General features: G+C 61.0%; 10 protein-coding genes. 3 read left to right on the forward strand and 7 right to left on the reverse strand.

Annotation, left to right across the window (positions count from 1 at the left end; all coding sequences use genetic code 11):
- Positions 1-89: 89 nt before the first annotated feature.
- Both AXW79_RS03340 and AXW79_RS03345 read right to left on the reverse strand, forming a co-directional pair.
- On the reverse strand, positions 90-974 hold the full coding sequence (locus AXW79_RS03340; protein WP_005312172.1) for a LysR family transcriptional regulator: 885 nt from the start codon (positions 972-974) through the stop codon (positions 90-92).
- Between the two features lie 109 nt (positions 975-1,083).
- A complete protein-coding gene (locus tag AXW79_RS03345; protein WP_005312174.1) occupies positions 1,084-1,839 on the reverse strand; it encodes a YciK family oxidoreductase in 756 nt (251 codons plus the stop codon).
- Between the two features lie 223 nt (positions 1,840-2,062).
- Here AXW79_RS03345 and sohB point away from each other — a divergent pair, with 223 nt between their 5' ends.
- Positions 2,063-3,070: a protease SohB gene (gene sohB, locus AXW79_RS03350; RefSeq protein WP_005312177.1), complete on the forward strand. Its 1,008-nt coding sequence runs from the start codon at positions 2,063-2,065 to the stop codon at positions 3,068-3,070.
- An 89-nt stretch (positions 3,071-3,159) separates the two neighbouring features.
- Here sohB and astB read toward each other — a convergent pair whose 3' ends face one another.
- Complete coding sequence (gene astB, locus AXW79_RS03355; protein WP_005312179.1) at positions 3,160-4,497, reverse strand: N-succinylarginine dihydrolase; 1,338 nt, start codon at positions 4,495-4,497, stop codon at positions 3,160-3,162.
- A 361-nt stretch (positions 4,498-4,858) separates the two neighbouring features.
- On the opposite strand from astB, the gene topA reads away from it, so the two are divergent.
- Both topA and AXW79_RS23275 read left to right on the forward strand, forming a co-directional pair.
- The gene (gene topA, locus AXW79_RS03360) at positions 4,859-7,480 is read left to right on the forward strand and encodes a type I DNA topoisomerase (RefSeq protein WP_005312182.1); all 2,622 of its coding nucleotides are present in this window, start codon (positions 4,859-4,861) and stop codon (positions 7,478-7,480) included.
- Positions 7,481-7,594: 114 nt separating this feature from the next.
- Complete coding sequence (locus tag AXW79_RS23275; protein WP_005312189.1) at positions 7,595-7,762, forward strand: hypothetical protein; 168 nt, start codon at positions 7,595-7,597, stop codon at positions 7,760-7,762.
- Between the two features lie 130 nt (positions 7,763-7,892).
- On the opposite strand, the gene AXW79_RS03365 is transcribed toward AXW79_RS23275, so the two are convergent.
- The 4 genes from AXW79_RS03365 to AXW79_RS03380 form a co-directional block, all read right to left on the reverse strand.
- A complete protein-coding gene (locus AXW79_RS03365; protein ID WP_011898984.1) occupies positions 7,893-8,249 on the reverse strand; it encodes an MGMT family protein in 357 nt (118 codons plus the stop codon).
- Positions 8,250-8,318: 69 nt separating this feature from the next.
- On the reverse strand, positions 8,319-9,851 hold the full coding sequence (locus AXW79_RS03370; protein WP_005312194.1) for a methyl-accepting chemotaxis protein: 1,533 nt from the start codon (positions 9,849-9,851) through the stop codon (positions 8,319-8,321).
- A 214-nt stretch (positions 9,852-10,065) separates the two neighbouring features.
- Positions 10,066-11,931: a beta-N-acetylhexosaminidase gene (locus AXW79_RS03375; protein WP_011898983.1), complete on the reverse strand. Its 1,866-nt coding sequence runs from the start codon at positions 11,929-11,931 to the stop codon at positions 10,066-10,068.
- A gap of 160 nt (positions 11,932-12,091) precedes the next feature.
- On the reverse strand, positions 12,092-12,964 hold the full coding sequence (locus AXW79_RS03380) for a BadF/BadG/BcrA/BcrD ATPase family protein (protein WP_005312200.1): 873 nt from the start codon (positions 12,962-12,964) through the stop codon (positions 12,092-12,094).
- Positions 12,965-12,982: the final 18 nt, after the last annotated feature.

A 12,982-nucleotide genomic window follows, 5' to 3' on the forward strand; every position in this document is an offset into this window, starting at 1 on the left:
CAGCGCAGCAGCAGTTCGGTGGCCGGACCCAGGGTATCGGCCGTTGATGGCGTGAGCTGAGATATCAGTATCGCTGTCGCTTACCGAGGTTACTTGTCGTTATCGGTCTGATATTCGTTGCGAAGACAGCGCAGCAGCAGTTCGGTGGCCGGACCCAGGGTATCGGCTGACGGGGTGAGCAGATAGGTATAGAGATGGCGCTCGTTGCCGCTCTCCAGATCCAGTGGCACCAGGGCGCCGCTGCCCAGCTCCTCCTGCACCAGATGGCGGGGCAACCAGGCATAGCCAAGGCCGAGTTTGAGCATGGCGATGGCTTCGTGATAGTGGGTCGCCTTCCAGCCGGTGTCGTCCGCATCGTTCCAGTCCACCGAGCGGTGGATGGGGGGATGCAAGCTTATCTGGTTATGGCTGGCGAGCTCCTCGGTTGAGACGGCTCCCGTCAGGGCAGCGAGGGGATGTTCGGCCGAGCAGAGCGGCAGCAGGCACACTTCGTCCAGCGGCAGGCCGGTGCGATCCTGGGGCAGGTGTTCGGACAGCATGAGATCCCCTACCTGCAATGCATTGAAGTGGCAGTGAATGCGTTCGTGCAGATTGACGCGGCAGCCCCGGCTGCGGGGATAGAAGTTGGCCAGTGCCCGATAGAGACGCTCCCGCGGTTGCAGCACGGAAACATAGAGATTGATCTGCGGCTCCCACTGCCGCTCCAGGTTGTTGGCCAGATTTTCCAGCTCTTCCACCTGCTGGCTGAGCTGACGGGCCCGCTTGAGGAAGATCTCCCCTGCCGGCGTCAATACCGCCTTGCGCCCCCTCACTTCCAGCAGGGGGACTCCCAGACTCTGCTGCAGCTTGGCCACCGCATGATTGAGAGAGGATTGGCTCTTGTTCAGCGCCTCGGCGGCCTGGGCATAACCGCCGCAGTCCACCACGGCCTGAAAGATCCGCCATTGCTCAAACGTGCTCTTGGGACGAAACATATCTCAACCTGATAAGGGATCGGATCTGATAAAGGCCTTCGACAGGGTGCCGACGACACCCTATTGAATTTAACCCCATGCGGTGCAGGGTTCCGGTTATTTTGTTGATTTATTTGGGCTGGGCCACAAAGGTCTGACCGGTTTTGCCACGGCTGTCCTGTCCCATCAGGTAGAGATAGAGCGGCATCAGGTCGGCCGGCGTCTTTAGCTGCTGGGGATCTTCCGCCGGGAAGGCGCTGGCGCGCATCTTGGTGCGGGTACCGCCCGGGTTGAGGGTGTTGACTCGCACAGCCGTGTTTTCCAGTTCGTCGGCCAGCACTTCCATCATGCCTTCGATGGCGAACTTGGAGATAGCGTAGGTGCCCCAGTAGGCGCGGCCTTTGCGCCCCACGCTGGAGGAGGTGTAGACAATGGAGGCATCACCATGCTCCTTGGCTGTCTGGCGGATCAGCGGCAGCAGCGCCTGGGTCAGCAGGAATTCAGATTTCACGTTGACCTGCATCACCTCGTCCCACTCTTTCTCCTGAATATGTTCGAAGGGAGAAAGGGTGCCGAGCAGGCCCGCGTTGAACAGCACGCCGTCGAGGCGACCAAACTGCTGGGCGAAGGTCTCGGCCATGCCGCGATAGTGAGCGGCGGTTGCTCCTTTCAGGTCCACCGGAACTATGGCGGGAAGTGGATAACCGGCGGCCTCAATCTGGTCATAAACAGCCTCGAGTTTGGCACTGGTGCGGCCGAGCAGGATCACGGTCGCGCCGTGGGCTGCATAGGTGATCGCCGCTTCGCGGCCTATGCCGTCACCGGCACCTGTGACCAGAATGACCTTGTCCTTGAGCAGATCCCGGGGTGCCTGATAATCGAGCATGACAACTCCTGTTAACAAATTCGTGGCAGATGCGCGCGGCAATAGAGGGGCAAGTGTACTGATCCCGCACGGCATTTGACCAGTATGAGACGGCAAAAATGTGAAGAAAATAGAGGGGTTGTGATTGTCGAGTCTGTTTTTTGAGCCACTGTCGCAGAGTTTTTGCGCGAGCCCTGCAAACTCCCTAGAATGTGAAAAACTCGAACACTGAGCGGAGCATCAAGTGGCATTTTTGACCGAATATGGGCTGTTCCTGGCCAAGACCCTCACCTTACTACTGGCCGTAGCTGCCGTCATCCTGATGGTGATCAGCAGCCGTCAGCCGAAATCCCGCAAGGGTGAGCTGGTGGTGACCGATCTCTCCAGCGAGCTGGAAGCAGGGCGTTACCAGTTGCAGGCGGCGCTGGCCGGCAAGACCGAGCGCAAGCAGCTGGAGAAGGCGCGCAAGGCCGAACACAAGGCGCGCGCCAAGACGGAAGACGAACGCAGCCGCCTGTTTGTGCTCGATTTCAACGGCAGCATGGATGCCAAAGAGGTGGCGTCCTTGCGAGAAGAGGTGAGCGCCGTGATAGGGGTCGCCCAGTCTGGTGATGAGGTGTTGCTGCGTCTTGAGTCCGGCGGCGGTGTGGTCCATGGCTATGGCCTGGCAGCTTCCCAGCTGCAGCGACTGCGGGACAAGGGCATCAAGCTCACCGTAGCCATCGACAAGGTGGCGGCGAGCGGCGGCTACATGATGGCCTGCGTGGCAGATCAGATACTGGCGGCGCCCTTTGCCATCGTCGGCTCCATCGGAGTGATTGCCCAGTTGCCTAACTTCAACAAGCTCTTGAAAAAGCACGACATCGAATTCGAGATGCACACCGCTGGCCAGTACAAGCGCACCATCACCATGTTCGGTGAGAACGACGACCTGGGGCGGGAAAAGTTTCGTGAGGAGCTGGGCGCCATCCACGAGCGGTTCAAGGCGTTCGTGGCCGAGCACAGACCCCACCTCGACATAGACAGTGTCACCACCGGGGAACACTGGCTGGCGAGCCAGGCCAAGGGGCTGGGGCTGGTGGATACCCTCTGCACCAGCGACGACTACCTGCTGGCCCAGGCCAACCACCACAAGGTGGTCGGCATCAGCTATCGCAAGCCAAAAAGCCTGACCCAGAAGCTGGGCCAGCAGGCGGCCCTGGCGCTGGAATCGAGTCTCGGCCGGCTGTGGCAACAGAGCCCCTGGCGCTGAGGCACAGTTCAATGGGTTGAAACAAGAGAGCCGGGCATTGCCCGGCTCTCTGTTTATCATTCTGTCGCAGCAAGATCGTGAACAGGTTCTCAGCGCTGGAAGGGGTAGACGGAGCCGAGTTTGAGGATCTGGGTCAGCTCGTCCAGTGCGGTACGGGACTCCTGTACCAGTGCCGGGTCGCGCAGATCATCCAGCGCCAGACTGTCGCGGTAGTGGCGCTCCACCCACTGATCCAGCCGGGCGAACTGGCTGTTGTTGATGAGGCAGGCCGGATTGACCGCCGCCAGCTCCTGATCGTTCATGGCGACCCGCAGCCGCAGACAGGCGGGGCCACCGCCGTTGCGCATGCTCTGCTTCACGTCCATGTAGTGTATCTGCTTGATGGGGGTGCCCTGGGCGATGAGCTTGCCGAGGTAGGCCGATACCGCCGGATTGTCACGACACTCTGTGGGGGCGATGATCGCCATCTCGCCGGACGGCAGGGTCAGGATCTGGGTATTGAACAGATAGGATTTCACCGCATCTTGCACCGACACCTCGGCAGTCGGTACCTCGATGAAGTGCAGTTCGCCTTCGCCGAACTTGTTGCGCACCTCGATCAGCGCCGACTCGGTATTGAGAAACGCCTGCTGGTGGAAGAAGAGCACGTTCTGGTTGCCTACCGCTATCACGTCATTGTGAAACACCCCCTGATCGATCACGTCCGGATTCTGCTGGATGAAGACGGCACTCTCTTCACTCAACCCGTGCAGACGGGCGATGGCCTGGCTGGCTTCCAGGGTCTGGCGGGCCGGATAGCGCTTGGGGGCGGGCTGGGAGACATCAAACGCGCTGCGGCCATAGACGAAAAGCTCGACCCCGGATTCGCCGTAGGCACGACACAGTCGGGTGTGGTTGGCGGCGCCCTCGTCACCAAAGTGATCGTTTTCCGGCAGGTGCTGGTGGTGATAGAAGTGACGGTCGTTGTTGAACACGGCGCGCAGTATGCGGCCCGTCACCTCGGGTTCGAGGGAGCGGTGGAACTTGTTGGTCAGGTTGGCGGGGGTGAAGTGAATCCGGCCATCCTGGGTATCGGCACTCGGGGAGACGGTGGCGGCGTTGGCAGTCCACATGCTGGAAGCTGAATAACAGGCGGCCAGCACGGCGGGCGCCTGTTTCGCGGCCTGGGCCAGCACGCTTGCATCATTGCCGGTGAAGCCGAGGCGGCGCAGGGTAGCCAGATCCGGCCGCTCCTGCGGTGCCAGCACCCCCTGGGTCATGCCAAGCTCGGTCAGCGCCTTCATCTTGCGCAGCCCCTGCTTGGCCGCCTCCTTGGGATTGGACGCTTCCTTGGCATTGCTCTGGGAGGCAACGTTGCCGTAGGACAAGCCCGCATAGTTGTGGGTCGGGCCGACCAGGCCGTCGAAATTGACCTCGAAGTGCTTCATTGAGTACATCCTTTCGATTTTTATATGGGTAGCGGTTCCTTCCGCGCACAAAGCTGCGGGATGCAGCCATTATAAGGAGATTTTGTCTTTTGTAACAAGCTGATAACTAAAGTGGTTTGTTATGTTGCAAGAGCGGTTTGTTATGTCGTTTCAAATATAAAAAAGGGGTTGATATGGCATAAAAATAAAAAAGCGGTTGCTTCCCAAGGCTCGGCTTCGCATTAATAAATAAAGAGGTCAGGTGGTTCGGGCTGGTGAGCTAATTTGCTCACAAGATTGCTTTTTCGCGTCAAATCTCTTATACAGCCCCACAAAACCGCACACCAACCCCGTCGGGTGCAATGAGGATAATAGTTACAGCATGGGCAAATCACTGGTCATAGTGGAGTCTCCGGCCAAGGCCAAGACCATCAATAAATATTTGGGCAAAGACTACGTGGTGAAATCCAGCGTCGGTCATGTTCGCGATCTGCCCACCAGTGGCAGCGGCAGCAACGAGCCCAAAAAACCTGTCATTCGCGGTATCAAGCTGAGCGAATCAGAGAAGGCTGCCAAGGATCGCAATGCCCTGTTCTCACGGATGGGGATCAATCCGACCGCAGGCTGGCAGGCCAACTACCAGATTTTGCCCGGCAAAGAGAAAGTGGTCAGTGAGTTGCAAAGTCTGGCCGCCAAGGCCGATACCATCTATCTCGCAACCGACTTGGATAGAGAGGGAGAAGCCATCGCCTGGCACTTGCGCGAGATCATCGGTGGTGACGACAGCCGCTACAAGCGGGTGGTGTTCAACGAGATCACCAAGACTGCGATTCAGGAAGCGTTTGCCCAGCCATCCGAGCTGAACATCCACCGTGTCAACGCTCAGCAGGCCCGTCGTTTCCTCGACCGGGTGGTGGGCTACATGGTTTCCCCCCTGCTCTGGAAGAAGCTGGCACGTGGCCTCTCTGCCGGCCGGGTGCAGTCTGTTGCCGTGCGTCTCATCGTCGATAAAGAGCGCGAGATCAAGGCGTTCGTACCGGTCGAGTTCTGGGATCTCAACGCCGATCTGCTGACCGGTGACAAGAGCGATCTGCGCATGGAAGTGGTCAGCCGCAACGGCGCCGACTTCAAGCCGGTCACCCAGGCCGAGACCTTTGCCGCCGTGGCCGCCCTCGAAGGGGTCGACTACAAGGTGGTGAACCGGGAAGACAAGCCGACCGGCTCCAAGCCGTCCGCCCCCTTCATTACTTCCACCCTGCAACAGGCGGCATCGACCCGTCTGAGCTTCGGGGTGAAGAAGACCATGATGATGGCCCAGCGTCTGTATGAAGCGGGTTACATCACCTACATGCGTACCGACTCCACCAACCTCAGCAAAGAGGCGGTCGAGGCACTGCGGGAATATATCGGTGAGCAGTATGGCGCAGCCTATCTGCCGGCCGAGCCGAACCTTTATGGTTCCAAGGCCGGTGCCCAGGAGGCTCACGAGGCGATCCGTCCCTCCAGCGTGCTGGTGACTGCCGAGATGCTGGAAGGCATGGAGCCGGATGCAATGCGGCTTTATGACCTCATATGGCGCCAGTTCGTGGCCTGCCAGATGACGCCTGCCCAGTACGACTCCTCCACCCTGACCGTCAAGGCCGGTGAGTTCGAGCTCAAGGCCCGTGGTCGTACCCTGCGCTTCGCCGGTTGGACCAAGGCACTGCCGCCCATGGGGCGCAAGGGCGAAGACAGCCAGCTGCCTGCGGTGACAGTGGGTGAGGTACTCAAACTGATCAAGCTGGATCCGCGCCAGCACTTCACCAAGCCGCCCGCGCGCTTCACCGAAGCGGCCCTGGTGCGCGAGCTGGAAAAGCGCGGCATTGGCCGTCCGTCTACCTACGCCTCCATCATCTCCACTATCGTGGATCGTGGTTATGTGCGGGTCGAGAGCCGCCGTTTCTTCGCCGAGAAGATGGGTGAAATCGTCACCGACCGTCTGGTGGAGAACTTCGTCGAGCTGATGAACTACGAGTTCACCGCCAAGATGGAAGACAAGCTTGATGGCATCGCCGAAGGCAGCCTGGAGTGGAAGAAGGTGCTGGACGCCTTCTACGAAGAATTTACCCAGGAGCTGGCAAAAGCGGATCGGGATGCGGAAGAGGGTGGCATGCGTGCCAACCAGATGGTGCTGACCGACATCGACTGCCCGGATTGCGGCCGCAAGATGGGCATTCGTACCGCCACCACCGGCGTTTTCCTCGGTTGCTCAGGTTACGCCTTGCCGCCGAAAGAGCGCTGCAAGAAGACCATCAACCTGGTCTCCGCCGACGAATTTGTCTCCGCCACCGACGGTGACGAGGCCGAAACCGAGGCGCTGCGTGCCAAGCATCGCTGCGGCGTCTGCGGCACCGCCATGGACGCCTACATCATAGACGACAGCCGCAAGCTGCACGTCTGTGGTCGCAACCCTGATTGCGACGGTTACGAAATCGAGAAGGGCCAGTTCAAGCTCAAGGGTTATGAAGGCCCCAGCATAGAGTGCGATCGCTGCGGTTCCGAGATGCAGCTCAAGAACGGCCGTTTCGGCAAGTACATGGGCTGTACCAACGAGACTTGCAAGAACACCCGCAAGATCCTGAAAAACGGCGACATAGCGCCGCCGAAAGAAGATCCTGTACCGCTGCCCGAGCTCAAGTGCACCCAATCCGATGCATACTTCGTGCTGCGTGACGGGGCGGCGGGCCTGTTCCTGGCCGCCAGCAACTTCCCGAAATCCCGCGAGACCCGTGCACCTCTGGTGGAAGAGCTCAAGCGCTTCAAGGAACGCCTCTCGCCCAAGCACCAGTACCTGGCTGACGCCCCGGCGTCAGATCCTGACGGTAACGCCTCCATCGTTCGCTTCAGTCGCAAGACCAAGGAGCAGTACGTGATGACGGAGGTCAACGGCAAGGCAACGGGCTGGACGGCGCACTACGACAACGGCAAGTGGCAGGAGAGCCTGGCCAAGTCGAAGAAGGCGTGATGGCGCGCAGTTCACACTATGATGAAAGAGGCCCCTTGCAGGGGCCTTTTTGTTGGGAGATGACGGTATACTGAAACGGCTGCAAGGATGGCAGCGCTGTACACGGAGGTTGTGATGGAGATTAACGAGATCCGGCCGGGAATGACCTGCTTGACCCGGGAAGGAACTGCCTATGTGCTGGAAGTGGACAGGCAGAGTCTGCTGGTGTTGCTGCAACGGGAGTATGAAACCATACCCGTGCAGGTGCGCAGCGACGAGATCCTGGCTCCCCTCACACTGTGACTTGAAAGGGAACAAGGAGGCATGACAGCTCTTTGATTCGAAAGGAAACCAAGACAGATAGCCGCGTTGTGACTCAACAGAACATCATGAGAAACCGCAGCGCTCTGGTTTAACAAAAAATAGCAGCGTTTTAAAAAGGGATGAGGAATAGCAGCTCGGCGAGGTCGGGCTGCCATTGCCACTCCCGCATCTTTACCCTCCCGCCTATCACAGGCACCCCCTCCTGCTGCAATCGCCCCGTCTGTTCCATGAAGCCTGTCGACCCTTTTGGCAGTGAAATGGTGCCACCTGCGCCCAGCACGCGATGCCAGGGCAGCACCTTGTCCGTTTCCCGCAGCACCTTGCCCACCAGTCGGGCTCGACCGGGCAGCCCAGCCAGATCGGCCACCTGACCATAGCTGACCACCTTGCCGGGCGGGATCAGGGCGAGGATCGCCTCGATGCGGGCGACCTTGTTCAGGGGGGCAGGGGCTGGCTCCATTCTCATGGGTCATGACTCTCCAGAAACGACAGAAGCGCCATTGTGGCGCTTCTGTCGTGGGGGTGGCAACCTGTGTCAACCAAAGGTCTGACTGAGCCCCTTGAGTTGCCTGGCGCGCTCCAGCAGCTCCTGACTCGAGTCGTCGACCTCCTGCATCTTCTGGCTATTGGCCTGGGAGTACTGGGATATCTGGTTGATGCTGCGGCTGATCTCCTCCACCACCGCCTGTTGCTGCTCGGCGGCGGCGGCGATCTGGGTGGAGTGCTCAGTGACCAGCTCTATCTCTTCCAGTACGGAATGCAGGCTGCTGGCGCCCTGGCGGGTCTGTTGCAGGTTCTCCTGCATCATCCCCTTCCAGCGTCCCAGTGTGTGCTGGATCTGCTGTATGCTGCCCTGGATCTGCTCGGTCGCCTTGTGGGTGCGGGTCGACAGGGTACGCACCTCGTCGGCCACCACCGCAAAGCCGCGGCCCTGCTCACCGGCCCGCGCCGCCTCGATGGCGGCGTTGAGGGCCAGCAGGTTGGTCTGATCGGCTATGCCCTGAATTTCGCCCATGACGCTGCCGATCCGCTCCGACTCGCTGGCAAGTTCTACCGCAGAGTTGAACGCCAGTTCAGCCTGTTTAGCGAGCTGCTCGATGCGCTGTTCGGTCTGGCTCAGCTGTTTGTTGGTGTGCTCGCAGCGGCTGCGTGCCTCGTTGACCTGACCGTTGGAGTCCTGAATGTTATGGGCAATCTCATGAGCCGTGCTGGCCATCTGGGTCATGGCGGCAGCCATCTGCTGGGTCTGTGCATCCTGCTCGTTGATGTCGAGACAGGCCTGATGGGACGCCTGTTTCAGGTTGGTGGCCAGGGTTTGCAGGGGATGGGTCGCATCGTTGATCCGGCCCAGCACGGTACGGATGCGGGCCTGCAGCATCTTGATGTGAAAATCGGCGATGGCGCCCGGGCCGTCACCCGAATAAACCAGCCGGGTCAGGCTGTCATACTCCCGGCCGAGCTGCTGCAGGTAGAGGGGCAGGGAGAATATTTCCCGCCAGTAGGCGCCACCGATGAGCACCAGGGGCAGCAGCATCAGCAGGGCTGTCATGGCGCCCTTGCTGAGAAAGGCCCAGCCGAGCAGGCCGAGCAACAGCAAGCCCAGCACCGGCAGGCGCACGCGGTTGAAAGAGGGAAGGCTGCTGGCCGAGCCCCGCTCAGCCTTGAGCAGGGCCTGATAGGTCTGGCTGGCGACGCGCTTGAGCTGAGGTTCCGGTTTGCAGCGCACTGACTGGTAGCCGCTGATCCTGCCCCCCTCGTAGATGGGGGTCACATAGGCGTCGACCCAGTAGTAACGGCCATCCTTGCAGCGGTTCTTCACCATGCCGCGCCAGGGCTTGCCCTCCTTGAGGCGGGCCCACAGATCGGCAAAGGCGGCCTTGGGCATGTCGGGGTGGCGCACCAGGTTGTGGTTGTGACCGACCAGCTCTTCAACGGGGTAGCCGGCGATGCGGCAGAAGGCGGGGTTGGCGTAGGTGATCACTCCGCGCAGGTCGGTGGTGGAAACGAGTTGTTCGTCGGCAGGAAACTCCACTTCGCTGTCCAGGGTATGGACGTCTCTGCGAGCCATAGGAATAGGCTCCGATGTTCTTGTTGATAGTTTTGTCGTTGTTATTGTGGCAGATCCGGGCGTGGTTGCAGGTGATTGCCAAGGCGCGCCGAGTCGGCTTCATAGGGGGCTGAATTTTGCCAACAATGGCGGATGAATGGTAGGGGAAAGTTGGTTTTTTGTTGGTGGATGGTAAAAAAAGGCGACCCAAAGGTCGCCAGACAGAAAGATAACACTACCTCTGTGGCACCCGATAACGCACCTGTAGCTGGTCGAGGATCTGCAGCTGGCCCGGCAGGCGGGCGGCGAAGTGATCCCACGCCTTGCGGGTGGCGTCGCTCCAGGCCACCTCGGCGGTGGCCAGCATGCGCGGGAACAACATATAGTCGAGACGGTCACGAGAGGTAACCAGTTCCGACCATAAGGGGCTCAGCACCCCCAGGATGTTATCGTTGGCATGGAAATCGGCCGGGGCAGGATCACATCGATAGACCTGCTCCAGATTGAGGGTGCCCGCCCAGTAGAGGCCGGGTTCTCGGGGATCCTGGCTCCAGGCCAGATCCAGATAGAGGTGCTGGGCCGGTGCCATCACAACGGGATAGCCCGCAGCCGCGGCATCCAGCCCTGCCTGGAAGCTGGTCCAGGCGAAGATGGTGGCATCCCGGCTTACCTTGTCGCCGTGCAATATCTCCTCCCAACCCAGCATCTGCTTGCCCTTGCTGGCCAGATACTGTTGGCAGTGGCGCAGCAGGTGGCCCTGCAGCTCGCGGTAATCCTGATATCCCTGCCGTTGCATCAACTGCTGGCAGGCCGGGCTGTCGGTCCATACTCCGGTCGGTACCTCGTCCCCCCCCATGTGTACCAAGGGGCCCGGGAACAGCTCGCACACCTCGTCGATTACCGCCTCCAGGAACTGATAGGTGCCGGGCAGGGCCGGGTTGAGCACGTTGTCGTCGAAATATTGCACCGACAGGTAGCGGGAGCGATCCGCTTCCTCGATCAGTAGCCCGGGCAGCGCCTTGATGGCGGCGTGGCAGTGGCCCGGGATGTCGATCTCGGGGATGACGGTAATACCGAGCTCGCTGGCATAAGCCACCAGCTCGCGTACCTCGCTTTGGGTGTAGTAGCCGCCATAGGGTTCGGGGCCGCCACTGAGCTGGGGCCCCACTGGCAGATCGTGGCCACGCCAGGCGGCGATTTCTGTCAGTTGCGGGAAAGCCTTGATCTCGAGCCGCCACCCCTCGTCATCGGTCAGATGCCAGTGGAAGCGGTTGAACTTGTAGAGGCTCATCAGTTTGAGCAGGCGCTTGAGGTTAGCGACGGGGTGAAAGTGGCGGGCGCAGTCGAGGAAGATGCCGCGAAAACCGAAGCGGGGGGCATCGACCAGCTCGATGCAGGGCAGGCTCTCTCCGTGCTGCAGAGCCCACTGGGCCAGGCTTGTCAGGCCGTGGCGCCAGCCAGCCTCGCCAGCTGCGGCTATGGTCACCCCCTCAGGCGTGATGGTGAGGCGATAGGCTTCGGCAGCCAGGGGGGCCTCGAACAGCCGGATCTCGGCATCATGATCCTGCTCCAGCGCTAGCCCAGTCAGCTCGTTGAAATGGGCCAGCAGGCCGGTCAGCGACCCGGGCCCGCTGACATGAGCCCGCTCCGCCAGCCGGAAGTTGCCCTCCAGCAGCACCAGCTGATCTGGCTGGGGCACTATGCCGGTGAGGGGCTCGACCTCTGGCAGATCCGGGGCGCCGGGCCCGCTTGGCGGCAGGCCCAGCTCTTGTTCCACCAAGGTGACCGGCATCAGCTGGGTGCCCGTGCTCGCCTCGGGCAGGCTCAGGAAGAAGCCCTGCGGCATGTCAGACAATCGCTTGATGGGGGTGTTGCGACAGCAAAAACGCAGCTCGCTTTGCCCCTCGGCCGGGATCAGCACCTTGTAGCTGCCGCTCTGGCGCTCCAGTCTGGCACCTTCGAGGGAGGCGGGATCTATGTGGCGTGCCAGGCAGAAGTGAAGTTTCCAGGGGGCTGCCGGCAACTGGCTCAGGCTGAATCGGAACCAGACGTCCTCGCCATCGCGTCGGTCAACCTGGGTGTGGATCAGGGGTGTAGACATGAAAATTCCTCTGATGGAGTTAAGGGAACAAACAGGGCGATCATCTCCTTGTGGTACTGGTCAACCCGGGGAGGGATCCAAAGTGCAGGCATGGGTATTCCCCGAAGCGGGCAGAGGGGGATCCTGTCCCCGCCGGCGGGCAGATCAAATTGGACAAGGCTCAGCAGTGCAGACATGGGAACGACTCCGACTGGGCAAACAGTATGGCCCCCTCCAGTGCATCGGCCTTGGGGTTGACCAGGTTGAGGTGCGCCAGCCGGGGAGCGAGGCGCATGCCGATGCCGCCGAGCAGGGCAATCTGGCTGGCTCCCAGCTGCTGCATCCCCTCCAGCAGGGTATTCAGCTGGGCGCAGGTCTCGTCAAGCAGCTGGCAGGCAAGCTCGTCGCCGTCGCTGGCGGCATCGAACACCCAGGGGGCGAAGCGGCCGTAGTCGGCGGGAATGGCGCGGGCGGCCCAGCGCACCACTTCGGTCTGATCCCGTTTGAAGTGATCGAGCAAGCGGATGGCCAGCGTGCTGGGGGGCAGGATGCCGTCGTGGCAGAGCAGGGATTGCTGGATAGCGCGCAGCCCCAGCCAGGCACCGCTGCCCAGATCCGAAATGGGAAAACCGCGACCGGAACAGGTGTGCAGCTGACCGTGGCGATAGATGAGCCCGGCCGAGCCGGTGCCGGCGATGAGGATGGCCCCCTCCTCGCCGCCAAAGGCACCGAGGCAGGCACCGAAGGCATCGGAGGTGAGCCTGACGCTGGCAAAGGGAAAGGGCATCTCGAGCATGGCGTAATAGCACTCCGCCAGCTCGGCGGAGGCCAGTGCCAGACCGACTCCCATCCGTTGCTGTGAATCGTTACCTAATCCGGCTTCAACCCTGGCCAGATCGATGGCGGCCAGCACGTTGGTGTGGGCGATCTCTATGCCGAGCTCCAGGTTGGATCCGGCGGCGCGCCCCTCACCCAAGAGCTTGCCCGCCTTGTCCCGAATGCGGGCGCGGGTGTGAGTGCCGCCGCCATCCACACCGACCCAGTACTCAATCATGCTGTCCTCCCTGTGCGC

Source organism: Aeromonas salmonicida subsp. salmonicida (assembly GCF_001643305.1).
GTDB classification, from domain to species: Bacteria; Pseudomonadota; Gammaproteobacteria; order Enterobacterales; family Aeromonadaceae; genus Aeromonas; species Aeromonas salmonicida.